General features: G+C 71.0%; 20 protein-coding genes. 8 read left to right on the top strand and 12 right to left on the bottom strand.

Annotation, left to right across the window (positions count from 1 at the left end; genetic code table 11):
- Window positions 1-41 precede the first annotated feature (41 nt).
- The 4 genes from ACFYNX_RS19520 to ACFYNX_RS19535 all read right to left on the bottom strand — a co-directional run bounded on the left by ACFYNX_RS19520 (window position 42) and on the right by ACFYNX_RS19535 (window position 2372).
- Window positions 42-482, bottom strand: coding sequence for an SsgA family sporulation/cell division regulator (locus tag ACFYNX_RS19520; RefSeq protein ID WP_125659784.1), 441 nt, complete (start codon window positions 480-482; stop codon window positions 42-44).
- 138 nt (window positions 483-620) lie between these two features.
- On the bottom strand, window positions 621-1385 hold the full coding sequence (locus tag ACFYNX_RS19525) for a helix-turn-helix domain-containing protein (protein WP_365544706.1): 765 nt from the start codon (window positions 1383-1385) through the stop codon (window positions 621-623).
- Between the two features lie 288 nt (window positions 1386-1673).
- A complete protein-coding gene (locus ACFYNX_RS19530) occupies window positions 1674-1892 on the bottom strand; it encodes a DUF5326 family protein (RefSeq protein ID WP_125659712.1) in 219 nt (72 codons plus the stop codon).
- A gap of 162 nt (window positions 1893-2054) precedes the next feature.
- The gene (locus ACFYNX_RS19535) at window positions 2055-2372 is read right to left on the bottom strand and encodes a cupin domain-containing protein (protein ID WP_030206848.1); all 318 of its coding nucleotides are present in this window, start codon (window positions 2370-2372) and stop codon (window positions 2055-2057) included.
- Window positions 2373-2423: 51 nt separating this feature from the next.
- Here ACFYNX_RS19535 and ACFYNX_RS19540 point away from each other — a divergent pair, with 51 nt between their 5' ends.
- The 4 genes from ACFYNX_RS19540 (at window position 2424) to ACFYNX_RS19555 (ending at window position 5680) form a co-directional block, all read left to right on the top strand.
- Window positions 2424-2801: a phage holin family protein gene (locus ACFYNX_RS19540; RefSeq protein ID WP_125659715.1), complete on the top strand. Its 378-nt coding sequence runs from the start codon at window positions 2424-2426 to the stop codon at window positions 2799-2801.
- Window positions 2802-2809: 8 nt separating this feature from the next.
- Window positions 2810-3982 carry a cystathionine gamma-lyase gene (locus tag ACFYNX_RS19545; RefSeq protein ID WP_388662815.1) on the top strand — a complete coding sequence of 391 codons (1173 nt, stop codon included), beginning with the start codon at window positions 2810-2812 and terminating at the stop codon, window positions 3980-3982.
- A 236-nt stretch (window positions 3983-4218) separates the two neighbouring features.
- Window positions 4219-5115: a LysR family transcriptional regulator gene (locus ACFYNX_RS19550; RefSeq protein WP_125659720.1), complete on the top strand. Its 897-nt coding sequence runs from the start codon at window positions 4219-4221 to the stop codon at window positions 5113-5115.
- Between the two features lie 85 nt (window positions 5116-5200).
- Window positions 5201-5680, top strand: a complete 480-nt coding sequence (locus tag ACFYNX_RS19555) for an NUDIX domain-containing protein (RefSeq protein WP_125659723.1) — start codon at window positions 5201-5203, stop codon at window positions 5678-5680.
- Between the two features lie 69 nt (window positions 5681-5749).
- On the opposite strand, the gene ACFYNX_RS19560 is transcribed toward ACFYNX_RS19555, so the two are convergent.
- Entirely contained in the window at window positions 5750-7048 is a 1299-nt protein-coding gene (locus tag ACFYNX_RS19560) for a globin domain-containing protein (RefSeq protein WP_388662818.1), read from the bottom strand.
- A 219-nt stretch (window positions 7049-7267) separates the two neighbouring features.
- On the opposite strand from ACFYNX_RS19560, the gene ACFYNX_RS19565 reads away from it, so the two are divergent.
- The 3 genes from ACFYNX_RS19565 to ACFYNX_RS19575 all read left to right on the top strand — a co-directional run bounded on the left by ACFYNX_RS19565 (window position 7268) and on the right by ACFYNX_RS19575 (window position 9263).
- Window positions 7268-8131, top strand: coding sequence for a GNAT family N-acetyltransferase (locus ACFYNX_RS19565; RefSeq protein ID WP_388662820.1), 864 nt, complete (start codon window positions 7268-7270; stop codon window positions 8129-8131).
- A gap of 183 nt (window positions 8132-8314) precedes the next feature.
- Window positions 8315-8773 carry a MarR family transcriptional regulator gene (locus ACFYNX_RS19570; protein ID WP_365544725.1) on the top strand — a complete coding sequence of 153 codons (459 nt, stop codon included), beginning with the start codon at window positions 8315-8317 and terminating at the stop codon, window positions 8771-8773.
- Window positions 8774-8810: 37 nt separating this feature from the next.
- A complete protein-coding gene (locus ACFYNX_RS19575; RefSeq protein ID WP_388662822.1) occupies window positions 8811-9263 on the top strand; it encodes a GNAT family N-acetyltransferase in 453 nt (150 codons plus the stop codon).
- 76 nt (window positions 9264-9339) lie between these two features.
- On the opposite strand, the gene ACFYNX_RS19580 is transcribed toward ACFYNX_RS19575, so the two are convergent.
- The 4 genes from ACFYNX_RS19580 to dnaB all read right to left on the bottom strand — a co-directional run bounded on the left by ACFYNX_RS19580 (window position 9340) and on the right by dnaB (window position 13893).
- A complete protein-coding gene (locus tag ACFYNX_RS19580; protein WP_388662824.1) occupies window positions 9340-10722 on the bottom strand; it encodes a serine hydrolase domain-containing protein in 1383 nt (460 codons plus the stop codon).
- A complete protein-coding gene (locus ACFYNX_RS19585; RefSeq protein ID WP_388662826.1) occupies window positions 10719-11645 on the bottom strand; it encodes an alpha/beta fold hydrolase in 927 nt (308 codons plus the stop codon). The genes ACFYNX_RS19580 and ACFYNX_RS19585 overlap by 4 nt, the downstream gene beginning before the upstream one ends.
- A complete protein-coding gene (locus ACFYNX_RS19590) occupies window positions 11642-12235 on the bottom strand; it encodes a TetR/AcrR family transcriptional regulator (RefSeq protein WP_388662828.1) in 594 nt (197 codons plus the stop codon). The genes ACFYNX_RS19585 and ACFYNX_RS19590 overlap by 4 nt, the downstream gene beginning before the upstream one ends.
- 197 nt (window positions 12236-12432) lie before the next feature.
- Entirely contained in the window at window positions 12433-13893 is a 1461-nt protein-coding gene (gene dnaB / locus ACFYNX_RS19595; RefSeq protein WP_063885203.1) for a replicative DNA helicase, read from the bottom strand.
- Between the two features lie 439 nt (window positions 13894-14332).
- Here dnaB and ACFYNX_RS19600 point away from each other — a divergent pair, with 439 nt between their 5' ends.
- The gene (locus ACFYNX_RS19600) at window positions 14333-15670 is read left to right on the top strand and encodes an MATE family efflux transporter (RefSeq protein ID WP_388662830.1); all 1338 of its coding nucleotides are present in this window, start codon (window positions 14333-14335) and stop codon (window positions 15668-15670) included.
- Between the two features lie 138 nt (window positions 15671-15808).
- On the opposite strand, the gene rplI is transcribed toward ACFYNX_RS19600, so the two are convergent.
- From rplI to ACFYNX_RS19615, 3 genes are all read right to left on the bottom strand, one after another.
- Entirely contained in the window at window positions 15809-16255 is a 447-nt protein-coding gene (gene rplI, locus ACFYNX_RS19605) for a 50S ribosomal protein L9 (protein WP_053640001.1), read from the bottom strand.
- 18 nt (window positions 16256-16273) lie between these two features.
- Window positions 16274-16510 (bottom strand): 30S ribosomal protein S18, encoded by a 237-nt coding sequence (rpsR, locus tag ACFYNX_RS19610; protein ID WP_005315025.1) that lies wholly within the window; start codon window positions 16508-16510, stop codon window positions 16274-16276.
- 69 nt (window positions 16511-16579) lie between these two features.
- The gene (locus ACFYNX_RS19615) at window positions 16580-17176 is read right to left on the bottom strand and encodes a single-stranded DNA-binding protein (RefSeq protein WP_388662832.1); all 597 of its coding nucleotides are present in this window, start codon (window positions 17174-17176) and stop codon (window positions 16580-16582) included.
- Window positions 17177-17204: the final 28 nt, after the last annotated feature.

A 17204-nucleotide genomic window follows, 5' to 3' on the forward strand; every position in this document is an offset into this window, starting at 1 on the left:
AAGGGTCCGGATCAGGACAACTCGACGCCGGTGCGGCGGTTTCAGGCCGGGCCGGCGTTCTCCTCGGCCAGGATCCGGCCCAGCGCCGCCTCCAGGTTGTCCTCGAAGTCGCCGAGTGCCCGTTCCTGACCGAGCGGCACCAGCTTGTCCGTACGGTCGAGGAAGGCGACGAGCGGTGGCGCGCTGGCCCGGAACAGGGCGCGGTCACCGCCGACCTGGAGCCGGATGGAGACGTCCGAGAGCCGCTCGGGCTCGGTCGGGGCGATGTGCACATCGCCGTCCCCGCTCGGCCGGTTGATCCCGTCGAGCAGCAGTTCGCGGCCGAAGGCCCAGGTCACGGGTGCGTCCCCGGGGAGATGGAACGTCATCCGCACCGCGTAGGGATCCCGGGTCTCATACCGCAGTTCGACCGGGATCTTGAAGGAGAGCTCCTCGGAGACGAGGAAGCTCATCAGGACCTCGGCCTGAACCGACTCTCGCATCATGTACCCCGCAGTAGATGAAGCAGTTGTGTAAACACCGCTGCTGAAAGCTGTGACCGAAACGGCCAGGAATGATCCCCCGTGGCCCTCTTGACGCAATCGTGCTGTAAGCACTAGCAGATCACAAGGAGTGATTTTTCAAATACTGATAGAGAACGCGAGTGATCCGAAGAGCTTTCCGATCTCGGTGCGTAGTCGATCGACTGCTGGGAGCAACCGTTCTTGCTGGTGGAGGGGGAGGGAAAGGGCGATTGCGGCCGCCATGGAGCCCGCGGTGAGGGGGATTGCGGCGCAGACCGTGCCGAGCGCATATTCCTGACGCTCCACCAGGGGCTCCATTCTCCCCAAACCGCCCAAACGATCCAAAAGCGCACTTCGGTTACTCACCGTGTACGGAGTGATGGATTCCACCGGGTGGCGGTCAAGGTGGTCTTGACGAGTTCCCGGATCAAGTTGGCTCAAGATGCACTGCCCGATCGCGTGGGCGTGCGCCGTCTCGCGGAAATCGGCCCATTCCTCCACGGCGGGGATGGAGGGGGTGTCGGCGACGGCGACGAGTTCGACCTCTCCCTCCCGGTAGACGGCGAAGTAGACCGGGACGCCGAGCTCGTCCCGCCAACGGGCGAGAGAGTTCTCGATCTTGATGCGACGATTCTGCACAGCTCCGCCGGCGGCGAGCCCGATGACGGCGTCCCCCAGGACGAACACGCCCTTCTCGCGGAGCAGATAGCCCTCGTGCGTCAGGGTGCGGAGCAGGTGATACGTGGTGGGGAGCGGAAGGCCCGTCTCGCGGGCGAGCTGTTTCGCCGGGGCGCCGTCCGGGTGGGAGGCCACGGCCTCCAGGAGTCTCAGCGCGCGCTGCACCGAGCCGATCAGGGTTGGAGCGGTCGTCCGCGTAGCCATGGCCAAAGGTCACCCCCAGGCGTGACGACGGATGCGTCGCACCCGCCCGCGGGGGCCGCCCCCGCGCCCGCCGGGCCTGGGAAACCGCTGGTCAGTAAGGAGGTCTACGCCTGTAGTCCCCATCGCGGCGGAGAGATTCCACTCTAGTGGCAGCCTTCGGGCCCCCACCCCGTTCCGCCCGGCCCGTTCCCCCGCCCGGGCTAACACTCTCCGCTGCCGCCATACCGATGAGTGGCTTGTGCTACCGGTGCTCGTGCCCGGCCACCGGCCCTCCCCGGCGGCCCTCCGCTACCAGTCCTCGCGCGAGCGGCCGGAGGAGCTGAACTTCCGTACGACGTAGAGCAGTCCGGCGACGAGGGCCACGAGGAGCAGCACCTTGAAGAGCAGACCGATCACGAAGGTCAGGACGCTGGTGATCAGTCCGCCGAAAACGAGCAGGACGAGGGCGGGTATGGCGACCCACTTCACCCACCAGGGCGTCCCCGCGAGCATCTCCCGTACGGCCATCGTCCTACCTCGCTTCCCGAAGGTCCGTTCCGCGCACTCCGCGCCGAACACCCTCAAGGCTAGGCGTCCGCAGGGGCCGTCGGTGGCCGTGGGGCCCCCGCTCTCCCCTGATCCGTCCCCTAGGGGGACCGGGCCCGTCCCCCGGATCCGGCCCCGGGTTCCTCAGCCCTCCGGGGGCGAGAAGACCACCATGACCCGCAGGTCCTCGCTGATGTGGTGGAACTTGTGCTCCACCCCGGCCGGCACGTAGACCACGCTGCCGCGCGCCACCTGGGTCGTCTCCGTCCCGACCGTGATCGCCGCCCGGCCGCTCACCACGAAGTACACCTCGTCCTGGCGGTGCGGCTGCTGCGGGTCGAGTTCCCCGGCGTCGAGCGCGTACAGGCCGACCGACATGTTCCGCTCCCGCAGGAACTGGAGGTACGCGCCCTTGTTCGCGGCACGCTCCGCCTCCAGTTCGTCCAGCCGGAATGCCTTCATCGCCCGTCCGCCCCTGCCCTCGGTCCGATCACGTCTGCCACGATCAGACACATGATGAATTTCCTAGTCAAGACGCTCGCGAACGCGGGCGCCCTGGGAGTCGCCATCTGGCTGCTCCAGGACATCACCCTGACCGGTGAGAGCACCGGCAGGAAGATCCTCACCCTCATTCTCGTCGCCCTGGTCTTCGGCCTGGTGAACGCCGTGGTGAAGCCGGTCGTCCAGCTCTTCACGTTTCCCCTCTTCGTCCTGACGCTCGGCCTGTTCACCCTCGTGGTGAACGCCCTGATGCTGCTCCTCACCTCCTGGCTGTCCGACAAGCTGGACCTCAGCTTCCACGTGGAGGGCTTCTGGACCGCGGTCCTGGGCGCCCTGATCATCTCCGTCGTCTCCTGGGCACTGAACGTCGTGCTCCCCGACCGGGACTGAGGGGCACCGTGACGCACCAGGAACACGCCTCCGGCCCCGACCGGAGGGCCGCCGCGCTCGGCGACGGGACCCGCGCGGTGCGGGCCGGACTCCCCGAGCCGGTGAAGTACGAACCGACCCTCCCGGGCCCGGTGTTCGCCGCCCACTTCCACCTGCCGGGCGAGCCGACCGGTCCGTACACCTACGGCCGCGACGAGAACCCCACCTGGACCCACCTGGAGCGGGCGATCGGCGAGCTGGAGGCGCCGGGGGAGGAAGGCGTCGAGACGCTGGTCTTCGCCTCCGGCATGGCCGCGATCTCCGCCGTCCTCCTCTCCCAGGTGAAGTCCGGCGACGCCGTGGTGCTCCCGACCGACGGCTACCAGGCGCTGCCCCTGCTCCACGAGCAGCTCCGGGCGTACGGGATCGAGGTCCGCACCGCCCCGACCGGGGGCGACGGGCAGCTCGCCGCCCTCGAAGGGGCCCGGCTGCTGTGGATCGAGACCCCGTCCAATCCCGGGCTCGACGTCTGCGACATCCGCCGCCTGGTGCGCGAGGCACACGCCGCGGGCGCGCTCGTCGCCGTCGACAACACCCTGGCCACCCCCCTCGGCCAGCGGCCCCTGGAGCTGGGCGCGGACTTCTCCGTCGCCAGCGACACCAAGGGCATGACCGGGCACGGCGACGTCCTGCTCGGCCACGTGAGCTGCCGCGATCCCGAGCGGGCGGCGGAGGTACGGCGCTGGCGCAAGATCGTCGGTGCCATCCCCGGTCCCATGGAGGCCTGGCTCGCCCACCGCTCGCTCGCCACGCTCCACCTGCGGATCGACCGCCAGTGCTCGACCGCCCTGGAGCTGGCGCGGACGCTCGCCGGGCGGACGGACGTCACCGGGCTGCGCTACCCCGGGCTGCCCGGCGACCCCTCGCACGCCGTGGCCTCCCGGCAGATGCGGCGCTTCGGGCCGGTGGTCTCCTTCGAGCTGGCGGACCGGAAGCGGGCCGAGCGGTTCCTGGAGGAGCTGCGGCTCGTGGACGACGCCACCAGCTTCGGCGGGGTGCGCTCCACGGCGGAGCGGCGCGGGCGCTGGGGCGGGGACGCGGTCGCGGAGGGCTTCATCCGCTTCTCCGTCGGCGCCGAGGACCCCGAGGACCTGATCGCCGACGTGCTGCGCGCCCTCGACGAGGCCGGTTCCGCCGGCTGAACAGCGGGTACGGGTCTCCCCGTGTGGAGCGGGGCGCTCCGAGCCTCCCCCCTCGTGGCTCGGAACGCCCTCGGTTCCACGCGCGGAAACCTTCTGCACAAGGCTAGTTGACTGTGCGTCAGTGTCCAATCACGGTAGCGACAGAGACCTATCGACTTATTTATAGTTGGACGGTCCTGAGGTGCTGTCAGCCGACCGCCTGAGTCGAACGGCCCCGCGGCCGGGAGGGGGCGGACATGGATCTTGCCCTGCTGAGGACGTTCGTCACGGTGCACCGGGCCGGCTCCTTCACCCGGGCCGCCGCCCTCCTGGGCCTCTCGCAGCCCGCGGTCACCAGCCAGATCCGGACGCTCGAACGCCAACTGGGCCGGCCCCTCTTCCTCAGACGGGCGCGCGGCGTGACCCCGACCAGCATCGGCGACGAGCTGGCGCACCGCGCCGCCCCGCACCTGGACGCCCTCGTCGAGATCACCGAGACCGGACTCGACGAGGAGAGCGGCATCCGGACCCTCCACGTCGCAGGTCCCCCGGAGTTCACCGCGCTCCGCGTGCTGCCCGCCCTCACCCCGCTGGTCGGCCGGGGCCTCGCCGTGCGGACCTCCTTCCCCGTCACCACGGAGGAGATCCTCGACGGACTCGCCGCCGGTCACCACGACCTCGCCGTCACCACCGCCCGCCCGCGCGGCGGCCTGCTCGTCTCCACCCCGCTCTGCGACGAGGAGCACGTCCTGGTCGCGGCCCCCCGCTGGGCGGCCCGGCTCTCCCCCGAGGTGCTCCTGAGCAAGGGCGCGGTGGTCCTGGAGCAGCTTCCGGTGGTCGAGGTCCACGAGTCGCTGCCGTTCGTCTCCCGCTACTGGGCGAGCGTCTTCGACACCGGGCCGGCCGCCGCCGCGACCGTGATCGCCCCCGACCTGCGGGCCGTACGGGACTCCGCCGCCTCCGGGGCGGGGCTGGCCGTCCTGCCGCGCTACCTGTGCGAGGAGGCCCTGGAGCAGGGGCGGCTCGTGGCGCTCCTCGATCCCCCGGTGCCCCCGCTGCGGACCTACTTCCTGGCCGTACGGACGGGGACGCTCGCGCTCGCCCACCTCGCCCGGGCGCACGAGGCGCTGCTGAACGCCGCCGCGGACTGGTGACCCGCCCCCGGAGCCCGTCCGGTCTCCCCGTCGTCCCGCCGGACCGTCGCGTTTCAGCCCTCGCCGGACGGGCCATTTTCTTCACATGACCGAACGGCCCGTGATCAAGCGCACCGCACGCGCCATCCTGCTCGACGGGGACGACCTCATCCTCATCAAGCGGACCAAGCCGGGGATGGATCCCTACTGGCTCACGCCCGGCGGCGGCGTGGAGCCCACCGACTCCACCGTCGTCGAGGCCCTGCACCGCGAGGTGCTCGAAGAGCTCGGCGCCAAGGTCACCGACGTGGTGCCCTGTTTCGTCGACACCGTCGAGCACATCGTCGACGGCGGGATCTCCGGGGTGAAGGTCCAGCACTTCTTCGTGTGCCGGCTCGGCTCCATGGACACCTCCCTGCGGCACGGGCCCGAGATGGACGAGCCCGTCGGCGAGTACGAGATCGTCCGGGTGCCCTTCACCCGGGTCGGCATCGCGGCCGTGCACCTCGTCCCGCTCTCCCTGCGCCACTACCTCGACGGCAACATCGAGGGAGTCCGCGCGATGCACGCCCCGGACCTGGGCTGACCGGACCCGGGGCGGCCTGAACAGGGGCGCCTTGACCTGGGCGGCCCGACCCGGGCGGTCCGGCCCGGGTCAGCCGGAAGCCGTGGGAGCCAGCTCGGCCAGGAAGTCGTGGCGGATGCGTTCCGAGGGGACGCCCGCTCCCCGCAGCGCGTCCACCCCGCGCCGGACCATGCCCAGCGGGCCCGAGAGGTAGGCGTCGCGCTCCCCCCAGGGGCCGTAGCGGCAGACGGCGTCCGGGAGGTGTCCCTGCGCTCCGGTGACCGGGTGGACGGAGAGCCACGGGAAGGTCTTCTGGAGCCGCAGCATCGTGTCGATGTCGTAGAGGTCGTGACCGCTGCGCGCCCCGTAGAAGACGTCGACCGGCCGCCGGTCCCCGTGCTCGGCGACGTCCTCGACCAGGGCCTTGATCGGCGCTATCCCCGTGCCGCCGCCGAGGCAGAGCAGCCCGGTGTCCGTGGAGTGGTCGACCGTCATGGAGCCGCCCGGCGGCCCGAGCCGCAGCACGTCCCCGGGGCGCGCCCGGTGGACCAGCGCGTTGGACACCCAGCCGGCCGGGACGGCCTTGACGTGGAGGGAGAGCAGCCCGTCCGGCCGCGGCGCCGAGGCGAAGGAGTAATGGCGCCAGATCCGCGGCCACCACGGGGTCTCCAGCGTCGTGTACTGCCCGGCGAGGAAGGGATAGGGCTGGTCGGGCCGGAGGGTGACGACGGCGACGTCCGGGGTGCGCAGGTCGTGGGAGACCACCTCTGCGTGCCACCAGGCGGGAGCGGACCGCTCGTCCTCCGCTGCCGCGTCGATCATGATCTGGGAGATCGTCGTGTACGTGCGCACCCACGCCGCCTGGGTCGCGTCGTCCCAGGTCCTCGTCGCGTACCGGGTGAGGGCTCCGATGAGGGCCTCGCCGACGGCCGGGTAGTGGGCGGCGTGAGTGCCGTACTTCCGGTGCCCCCGGCCGAGGTTCTCCAGGTACGCGGTGAGGACCGGGGCGTTGTCCAGGTGCTCGGCCGCCGTCAGAAGGGCCTTGAGCAGTCGGTCCCGCTGGGCGTCCATGGCGACGGGGAACATGTCGCGCAGCCCGGGGTTCCGCACGAAGAGCAGGGCGTAGAAGTACGAGGTCACCCGGTCGGCGACCGGTGCGATCTCCGCCAGGGTGCGGCGGACGAGGATCGCGTCGGCGGAGGGTCCTCGGGCTGTCGGGGGTTCCTTCCCGTCCACCGCCGGGGGTTCGTGCTCGTCCGCGTCCTTCGCGTCCGTCGTGGTGGTCGGAGCATCCATCATGTGCCTCGCCTCGTGCCGGCCGGGCTTCCGTGAACGCAGCATGAGGGGTCCGACCGCCTTCGGGGACAGAAAGTGGCGTTCTCGGTCCATAGGGCCGGGTTTCTGGCTAAGCTGCGCTGTTTTGGACCAGGATTTTTCTGGTGGGCCAAGATTTTTCCGATGGGCCGGGTTCCTCCCCTCGGGTCCGGTGCCGTTTCACGTGAAACATCGTCCGTATGCCACAGGACGGGACGATCAACCCTCCCGGGAGTCGACCAGATCCGGTAAAGCGGTGGACGGAAGATCACCGCGTCGGACAGCCTGAAAGGCATGCCGATTTCTCCCGCCGCCCTGGCGCAGCTTCCCGTCCGGCGCCTCACCCCCGGCGACCTCCTCGCCTGCGCCGACCTCTCCGAGAACCGGGAATGGCCCCGTGAGGAGCACAAGTGGGGCTTCCTGCTCACCGCCGGCACCGGCTACGGCATCGACGACCCGGCGGGTGAGGGACTGCTCGCCGGGTGCGTGGTCACCTCGTACGGTCCGGAGCTCGCCGCGATCGGCATGGTGCTCGTCGCCGAACGCTACGCACGCCAAGGGGTGGGACGCCGGCTCATGCGGCACGTCCTGGAGGAGGCCGGGGACACCCCGCTCACCCTGCACGCCACAGCGAACGGACAGCCCCTCTACGAACAACTGGGCTTCACACAGACGTCCCGTGCGGAGATGGTGCGCGGGCGCTTCGGCTTCACCACGCCCGCTCCGGCCGTCCCGGTCCGTCCGGCGACGGCCGAGGACCTCCAGGCGATCCTCCGCCTGGACCGGGAGGTCTTCGGTCTGGACCGCACCCATGTGATCACCCGGCTCCCCGCCTTCGCGGACCACCTCCGGGTCGCGGAGGAGGACGGCGAGATCACGGGCTTCGCCGCGGCCTGGCCCAATATGGACACCCATGTCATCGGACCGCTGATCGCCCGGGACCCGGCCACGGCCAAGGCCCTGATCGCCTCCCTGGCCGCCGCCACCGACCGGCCCCTGCGCACGGACATCGACGTGCGCCACACCTCGCTGCTGAGCTGGGCGAAGGAGAACGGCATCGACCCGATCGCCACGAACGCGGTGATGGTCCGCTCCCTGCCGGACCTCCCCGGCGACTGGCGCCGCCGCTTCGCCCCCCTCACGGTCGCGGCCGGATAGCCCGGCACGACGACCGGGGCCGGACAGGCGCCGTCCTGACCGGTCCCGGGCAGATGTCGTCCCGACCGGCCCCGGCTTGTGGTCGCCCGAGAACAGATTTACTTGCAGACGCCCATTATTGCGTTTCATCCTTTACGCTGGATCCGAGCCGCCCGGGCGCCGAGGAGAGACCGAGGAGAGATCATGACCGCGACGGACCCCGCACTCACCGCGCTCTCCCAGCGCTGGTGCGCCCTCTCCCTGCTGCACGGCAGGATCGAGTCCCACCTCGAGCGCGCCCTGGAGTCCCGCCACGGCCTGAGCGTGCGGGAGTACTCGCTGCTCGACGTCCTCAGCCGTCAGCACAACGGTCCCGGCGGTCACCTCCAGATGAAGCAGGTCGCCGACGCGGTCGTGCTCAGCCAGAGCGCCACCACCCGGCTCGTCACCCGTCTGGAGGACCGCGGCCTGCTCACCCGGTACCTCTGCGCCACCGACCGGCGCGGCATCTACACCGACGTGACCGAGGAGGGCCTGAAGCTCCTCGAAGAGGCCCGCCCCACCAACGACAGCGCCCTGCGCGAGGCCCTCGACGAAGCGGCCAAGAACCCCGTGCTGGCCCCGCTGGTCCAGGTCGTGGAAGGCGTGGGCGCCCCCGCCTGAATCCGGCGCGAAGGCGGCCGGGCGTACGCTGCGGCCCATGAGCGATCTTGAGATACGTCCGACCACCGTGGAAGACCTCCCGTCCGTCGTCGCGATGCTCGCCGACGACCCCCTGGGGGCGCAGCGGGAATCCCCCGACGACCTCGCCCCGTACCTCGCCGCCTTCCAGCGGCTGGCGAACGACCCCCACCAGCTTCCCGTCGTGGCCGTCCGCGGGGGCAGGGTCGTCGGCACCCTTCAGTTGACGATCGTCCCCGGCCTCTCCCGCCGGGGAGCCACCCGCTCGATCATCGAAGCCGTCCGCATCCACGCGGACGAGCGCGGCAGCGGCCTCGGGACGCAGCTCATCGAATGGGCCGTCGAGGAGTCCGGTCGGCAGGGTTGCAGCCTCGTCCAGTTGACCTCCGACGCCACCCGCGCCGACGCCCACCGCTTCTACGAGCGACTCGGCTTCGAGGCCTCCCACGTGGGCTTCAAGAAGTCCCTCTGACGCTTCCGTTCCCTTCCGGGCCGGCACGCTGTTTCACGTGAAACGCCCGGTTTCACGTGAAACAGCCGCCCGAGCCTCAGAGGCCGCGCCAGCCCTTCTCGTCCACGCCTCCCGGCACCGCGTCTCCCGGCGCGTACGGCTCACGCGTGAAGACGAAGGACCCGAGGTCGAGGTGGCTCACACTCCCGTCGGGGCGCCGCACCACCCGGAGCGTCTCCCCCTCGTAGTAACCGTTCAGTCCGACCCAGTCGCCGTCGGGCAGTGCCCGGAAGCGGGCCCGCCGCCCGGCGCCCCGCAGGGGTTCGAGCACCACACCGCGCTCGGGACCGAGCCGCAGCCCGTAGGCGTACGTGCCCCAGTACCAGGGCCCGGTCAGGGAGAGCAGCTCCGCGTCGGCCTCCGCCTCGGGGAGGGGGCGCCACGGCTCCGGGAGCCTCGGCTCCGCCTCCGCCACGATCCGTACGAGATCGGCGGCCACGGCCCCCACCAGCGGTCCCGAGGTGGCGTTGGAGAGGGCGATCCCCGCGAGGCCGTCCTCCACGCTCACCCACAGGCAGGCGACGAAGCCCGGCAGGGAGCCCGTGTGGCCGATCAGGGTCCGGCCGTCCCGGCGGAGGAGCTGGAGCCCGAGGCCGTAGCTCCCCTCCCATTCGCCCTCACCGGGCGCGGAGGCCGGAGCGCGCATCTCCGCCACGGAGGCCGCGCCGAGCACCCGCTCGTCCCCCTCCGCGAGGAACGCCGCGAACCGGGCGAGGTCCGCCGCCGTCGACCAGAGCTGTCCCGCCGGCGCCATCAGGCCGAGGTCCTCGGACGGTTCGGGCAGCATCACGTCGGCCCAGGGGTGCACCGCCCAGCCACCGGCGTGCGGAGCCACCGGATCGACCGTCGTACGGCCCATCCCCAGCGGCTCCAGGATCTCGCGCCGCAGCGACTCCTCCCAGGGCCGTCCGCGCATCTCCTCGACCAGGGAACCGAGCAGCGTGTAACCGGGGTTGGAGTAGTGGTGGCGGCGTCCCGGTGCCTGGAGGAAGGGCCGCTCTCCCAGGACGTCGGAGAGTTCCGGCCGCAGCGCGGCGGACGAACGCTCCCACCACGCACCGGGCGTCTCGGCCGCGAGTCCGCCGCTGTGACCGAGGAGTTGGGCGACCGTCACCTCACCGGCGCCCGTCCCCTTGAGGTGCAGCTCCAGCGGGTCGTCCAGCCGGAGGGCCCCTTCGTCCCGCAGCCGCATCACCAGAACGGCGGTGAACACCTTGGTGATCGAGCCGATCCTGAACTGCGTGTCGGCGTCCGGCGCGTGACCGTCCACGCAACTGCGCGAACCGCTCCACACCAGGGTCCCGTCACGGACCACCGCCCCCACGAAGGAGGGTGTCCGTCCCTCGGTCTGGGCCACCGCGACCCGGTGCAGCAGGGCCCGCTCGGTTCCGGGCAGCAGAGCTTCGAAAGATGTCGTCATGGGCCCATCCAACGCGATCCGCGCCCCGTCGGCCCCCTCCGGTCGTCGGCTCCCGACCCGGACCGTCCGCGGATTCGGCTCGGGTCGGCCAAGGCCTTCCGCAGGAGCTCGCCGAACTCCTCGGGGTGGGTGGTCAGACCGGTGTGCCCACCGGGGAAGAGCCGGAGCGGGGTGTTCAGGCGCTCGGCCAGGAACGCGGCCGCGCGGTAGGGGAGTTCGCCGCGCGAGTCCCGGCCTCCGGCGAGGAGGAGCCGGTCCGTCAGCGCCTCCAGTCGGTCGACGTCGGGGACGTACGCCATGAAGCGGGGCACGATGCTGCCGACGAAGTACGGCAGGTTGGCCATCGTCCGTTCCCTGCGCGCCGCCGCCCGCGGCGGAAGGGCGGTGTCGGCGCCGGGTCCGGGCCCGGCCGGTTCGCCCGCCTTCCTCAGGCCCGCCGCGAAGACGCCCATCGCCAGCACGAGCCCCCGGGTGCGCAGGGTCTCGGTCACCCGCGCGACGAGGGCGCGGTGCTCGGCCGCGTCCGGCAGGACCTCCACCACGGGCGGCTCGTGCGCCACGACGCGGGCGAAGCGCCCGGGGTGTGCGGTGAGCAGGTGCAGGGCGGTGATCGCACCCGAGCTCGCGCCGAACACCCGGGCCGGCGCGGCCGGTGACAACAGCTCGACGAGCCGGAACGCGTCCTCGGCGTGCTGGGCGACGCTCTGCTCGGCGTCCGGGTCGTCCAGCGTGCTGCGGGACATGCCGCGCGGGTCGTAGGTCGCGACCGTGTACGAGGCCGCAAGGTCGTCGGCGACGCCGTCGAAGGAGGCCGTGTCGCCGCCCCCTCCGGGTATCAGCAGCAGGAGGGGGCCCCGGCCGCGCACCTCGTAGTACAGGGTCGCGCCGTTCACGCGCAGGCTTCCGGTGGACGGTCCGGTCATGAGGGATCTCCTTCTCGGGAGGCGGGCCAGTGCTCCAGGAGGACGTGCAGGGCGTCGAGGGCCCGGATCCACGACTGCTGCGGCGACCGCTCGTGCGCGAAGCCGCCCGCCGCCTCCAGGGCGACGAACCCGTGGAAGGTGCTGCGCAGCAGCCGGACCGCGTCGGTCAGATCGGGCTCGGCCAGGCCGTAGCCGCGCAGCATTCCGTAGGTCAGCTCGACCGCCCGCCGCGGCCCGGCCGCGGCCGCGGCCAGTTCGGGGTCGATCCGTACCGTGCTCTGGGTCGCCGCGTAACGGCCCGGGTGCCGGTGGGCGTACTCCCGCCAGGCGTCGGCGAAGGCGATCAGCGCGTCCTTGCCCGCCCGTCCGGCGGTCGCTCCGGCGATGCGGAGGGTCTTCTCGTCCGCCGCGAGGAGCGCGATCCGTCCGCGCAGGTCGTCGAGGCCGCGCACGTGCGTGTAGAGGCTCGCGTCCTTCACGCCCAACCGACGTGCCACCTGCGACATGGTCACCCGCTCGAACCCGACCTCGTCCGCCAACTCGGCGCCCACGGCCGTCACTCGCTCCGCCGACAGTCCCGCCCGCGCCATGCGTCCTCCTGCATTTCCTAGGGGTCCTAGTTATAACCTAGGGACCCTAGGATCGCGAGCAAGAAAAACGCCCCTCGCGCGATGCGAGGGGCGGGCCGTACGGGCGCGGCGCCGACGTCCGTTCCACACGGCCGCCGCGCCGGGGGTCCGAGGAGGACCGGTCCACGGCCGTGCCGGGCGGTGGACCGGAAGGCCCGTCAGGTCTGGGCCATGTCCACGAAGCGGGAGTAGTGGCCCTGGAAGGCGACGGTGATCGTGGCCGTCGGGCCGTTTCGGTGCTTGCCGACGATGATGTCCGCCTCGCCCGCGCGCGGGGACTCCTTCTCGTAGGCGTCCTCGCGGTGCAGCAGGATCACCATGTCGGCGTCCTGCTCGATCGAGCCGGACTCACGCAGGTCGGAGACCATCGGCTTCTTGTCGGTGCGCTGCTCGGGGCCACGGTTGAGCTGGGAGAGCGCGATCACCGGCAGCTCCAGCTCCTTGGCGAGGAGCTTGAGGTTTCGCGACATGTCCGAGACCTCTTGCTGACGGCTCTCCTGGCGCTTCGAACCGCCCGACTGCATGAGCTGGAGGTAGTCGATGATGACGAGCTTGAGGCCGTTGCGCTGCTTGAGGCGCCGGCACTTCGCCCGGATCTCCATCATCGACAGGTTCGGCGAGTCGTCGATGTAGAGGGGGGCCTGGGAGACGTCCGGCATCCGGCGGGCCAGGCGCGTCCAGTCCTCGTCGGTCATCGTGCCGGAGCGCATGTGGTGGAGCGCGACCCGGGCCTCGGCCGAGAGCAGGCGCATCGCGATCTCGTTGCGGCCCATTTCGAGCGAGAAGATGACGCTGGGCAGGTTGTGCTTGATGGAGGCCGCGCGGGCGAAGTCCAGGGCGAGCGTCGACTTTCCCATGGCGGGACGGGCCGCGATGATGATCATCTGACCGGGGTGCAGTCCGTTGGTCAGCGAGTCGAGGTCGGTGAAGCCGGTCGGCACGCCGGTCATCTCGCCGCTGCGGGAGCCGATCGCCTCGATCTCGTCGAGCGCCCCCTCCATGATGTCGCCGAGCGGCAGGTAGTCCTCGGTGGTGCGCTGCTCGGTGACCGCGTAGATCTCGGCCTGGGCCGAGTTCACGATCTCGTCGACGTCCCCGTCGGCCGCGTATCCCATCTGCGTGATCTTGGTGCCCGCCTCGACGAGGCGGCGCAGGACGGCGCGCTCGTGGACGATCTCGGCGTAGTACGAGGCGTTGGCCGCGGTCGGCACCGACTGGACCAGGGTGTGGAGGTAGGAGGCCCCGCCGACCCGGGTGATCTCGCCGCGCTTGGTGAGCTCGGCGCCGACCGTGATCGGGTCGGCCGGCTCGCCCTTGGCGTAGAGGTCGAGGATCGCCGCGTACACGGTCTCGTGCGCGGGCTTGTAGAAGTCGTTGCCCTTGATGATCTCCACGACGTCCGCGATGGCGTCCTTGGAGAGCAGCATGCCGCCGAGGACGGACTGCTCGGCGTCGAGGTCCTGCGGGGGGACGCGCTCGAACCCGGAGAGTCCGCCGTCCCAGGGGCCTTCGCCGCCCCGCTCGTGCTGGTCGTCGCGCCCGCGGCCGCGACCGCGTTCACCTCGGGTACGGGTGGGCAGCCGGTCGCTCGGTCCGCTGTCGGCCCAGGGGTCGTCCAGGGCCTCGGGAACGCTCACCAAGCCACCTCCTCCGTCCGCTCCGCGGACCTAGCCGTGCCACTCTTTCACGCCACGGACCTGATCAGAGAGTGGCTTCGCGACCGCTTCCGGGACGTCGGGCGACGGACCAGGGTAGGCCTGTGGAGAGCTCCAGCCAATCCGGTTATCCACAGGCCCTGTGGGTGAACGCCCAGATGCTGTGGAGAACTTGCCAGATCCTGTGCACAGAGCAGGGGACAGCCTTGTGGACAAACTCATACCGCTCTCTACACCACCCACATGACCTGCGCTTTTCCCATCCACCGGCTGTGGGGGAGAAAAAGTTTTCCTCCTGGGCCAAGATCAGAACAAACGGCCCACATCCGGAGCCCTCCCTCCTCCACAGGTAAGGGTCCCCAATGGCTTGTATCTCTTACCTGTGGAAGATTAGATTGCTCCCATGAGTCAGGCTCCCCCGACCTCCAAGGTTGCCCGTCGTCAGCACGACCGCGAGATCGTCTCCCTCGCCCTGCCGGCCTTCGGCGCCCTCGTCGCCGAGCCGCTCTTCCTCATGGTCGACAGCGCCATCGTCGGCCACCTCGGCACCCCCCAGCTCGCGGGCCTCGCGATCGCCGCGGCCCTGCTCTCCACCGCCGTCAGCGTCTTCGTCTTCCTCGCCTACGCCACCACGGCGGCCGTCGCCCGGCGCGTGGGCGCGGGCGACCTCCCGGCCGCCATCCGGCAGGGCATGGACGGCATCTGGCTCGCGCTCCTCCTCGGTGCCGCCGTCGTCGCCCTGACCCTGCCCGCCGCGCCCTGGCTCGTCGACGTCTTCGGAGCCTCCGACACCGCCGCTCCCCACGCCGTCACCTATCTCCGGATCTCCAGCCTCGGCATCCCCGCCATGCTGGTGGTCCTGGCCGCCACCGGCGTCCTGCGCGGCCTCCAGGACACCCGTACGCCGCTCTACGTGGCGATCGGCGGCTTCGCGGCCAACGGGGCGCTCAACCTCGGTCTGGTCTACGGGGCCGGACTCGGCGTCGCGGGTTCCGCCTGGGGCACGGTCGTCGCCCAGTGCGGGATGGCCGCCGCGTACCTCACCGTGGTCGTACGGGGCGCCCGCCACCACGGCGCCTCCCTGCGCCCCGACGCGGCCGGCATCCGGGCCTCCGCCCGGGCCGGCGTCCCGCTCCTCGTCCGTACGCTCTCGCTGCGGGCGGTCCTGATGATCGCCACGGCCGTCGCGGCCCGGTTGGGGGACGCGGAGGTCGCCGCCCACCAGATCATCCTGTCCCTGTGGAGCCTGATGGCCTTCGCCCTCGACGCGATCGCCATCGCGGGCCAGGCCATCATCGGCCGCTACCTCGGCGCGGACGACCCCCGGGGCGCCCAACAGGTCTGCCGTCGGATGGTCCAGTGGGGCGTGGTCTCCGGAGTGGTGCTCGGCGTGCTCCTGGTCCTCGCCCGCCCCCTGTTCGTCCCGCTCTTCACCGGTGACACCGTGGTCCGGGACACCCTGTTCCCGGCCCTGCTCGTGGTCGCGGTCTCCCAGCCGATCGCCGGAGTGGTCTTCGTCCTCGACGGCGTCCTCATGGGCGCGGGGGACGGCCCCTACCTGGCCGGGGCCATGCTGCTGACCCTCGCCGTCTTCGCCCCGGTCGCCCTGCTGATCCCGGCCTTCGGCGGCGGTCTCACCGCCGTGTGGTGGGCGATGGCGCTGATGATGACGGTCCGGATGCTGACGCTCTGGCTCCGTGCGCGCTCGGGCCGCTGGATCGTCACGGGCGCCACCCGCTGACCCCCCGCGCTTCCCGCTCCCCGCTTCCCATTCCTCGTTTCACGTGAAACGGAGGAAGCCGTCACATATGCCGGAAGGGCCGCACCCCGAGGGGTGCGGCCCTTCCTCACTGCTGAGCGCAGACTGCCGGAGGCAGCGTTACGCGGCGACGACCTCGACGCCGAGCTTCGCGGCGACCTCGGGGTGCAGACGCACGGACACCTGGTGCGAGCCCAGGGTCTTGATCGGCGAACCGAGCTCGACGCGACGCTTGTCGACGTCCGGGCCACCCGCGGTCTTGATCGCCGAGGCGATGTCGGCCGGGGTCACGGAGCCGAAGAGACGGCCGGCGTCGCCGGAGCGAACGGCCAGGCGCACCTTCGTGCCCTCGAGCTGGGCCTTGATCTCGTTGGCCTGCTCGATGGTCGCGATCTCGTGGATCTTGCGGGCGCGGCGGATCTGCGCCACGTCCTTCTCGCCACCCTTGGTCCAGCGGATCGCGAAACCGCGCGGGACCAGGTAGTTGCGAGCGTAGCCGTCCTTGACGTCGACGACGTCGCCAGCGGCACCGAGGCCGGAAACCTCGTGGGTCAGGATGATCTTCATTAGTCGGTCACCCTTTCCTTATCGCGCGGTGGACGTGTAGGGCAGCAGCGCCATCTCACGGCTGTTCTTGACGGCCGTGGCGACGTCACGCTGGTGCTGCGTGCAGTTGCCGGTCACGCGGCGGGCACGGATCTTGCCGCGGTCGGAAATGAACTTCCGCAGCATGTTCGTGTCCTTGTAGTCCACGTACGCGGTCTTGTCCTTGCAGAACGCGCAGACCTTCTTCTTAGGCTTGCGCACAGGCGGCTTCGCCATGGTGTTTCTCCTGTGTGATCAAGAAGTGTGGGGTACGAGCCGCTTCGAGGGCGTGCCCCGAGGGGATCCCTAGAAGGGGGGCTCGTCCGAGTAGCCGCCGCCGGAGTTCCCACCCCAGCCGCCACCGCCGCCACCGGCCTGCTGGCCGCCGCCGGAGGGAGCACCGGTCGCCCACGGGTCTTCGGCGGAAGCACCGCCGCCACCCTGCTGGCCACCGCCGGAGTTTCCACCCCAGCCGCCACCGCCGCCACCGGCCTGCTGGCCGCCGCCACCGCCGCCGTACCCGCCCTGGCCGCCGCGACCGGTGGTCTTGGTGACCTTGGCCGTGGCGTTCTTGAGGCTGGGGCCGACTTCCTCGACGTCCAGCTCGTAGACCGTGCGCTTGACGCCCTCACGGTCCTCGTAGGACCGCTGCTTCAGCCGGCCCTGCACGACGACGCGCATGCCTCGCTGGAGCGACTCGGCGACGTTCTCCGCCGCCTGACGCCAGACCGAGCAGGTGAGGAAGAGGCTCTCGCCGTCCTTCCACTCGTTGGTCTGACGGTCGAAGGTGCGGGGGGTGGACGCGATACGGAACTTCGCGACCGCCGCACCGGACGGGGTGAAGCGCAGCTCGGGGTCGTCGACAAGATTGCCGACGACCGTGATGACGGTCTCGCCTGCCATGGGGGAACCTCTCGGCGGGATTGCTTCT

The sequence above is a fragment of the Streptomyces sp. NPDC007872 genome, assembly GCF_042868165.1.
Lineage (GTDB): Bacteria > Actinomycetota > Actinomycetes > Streptomycetales > Streptomycetaceae > Streptomyces.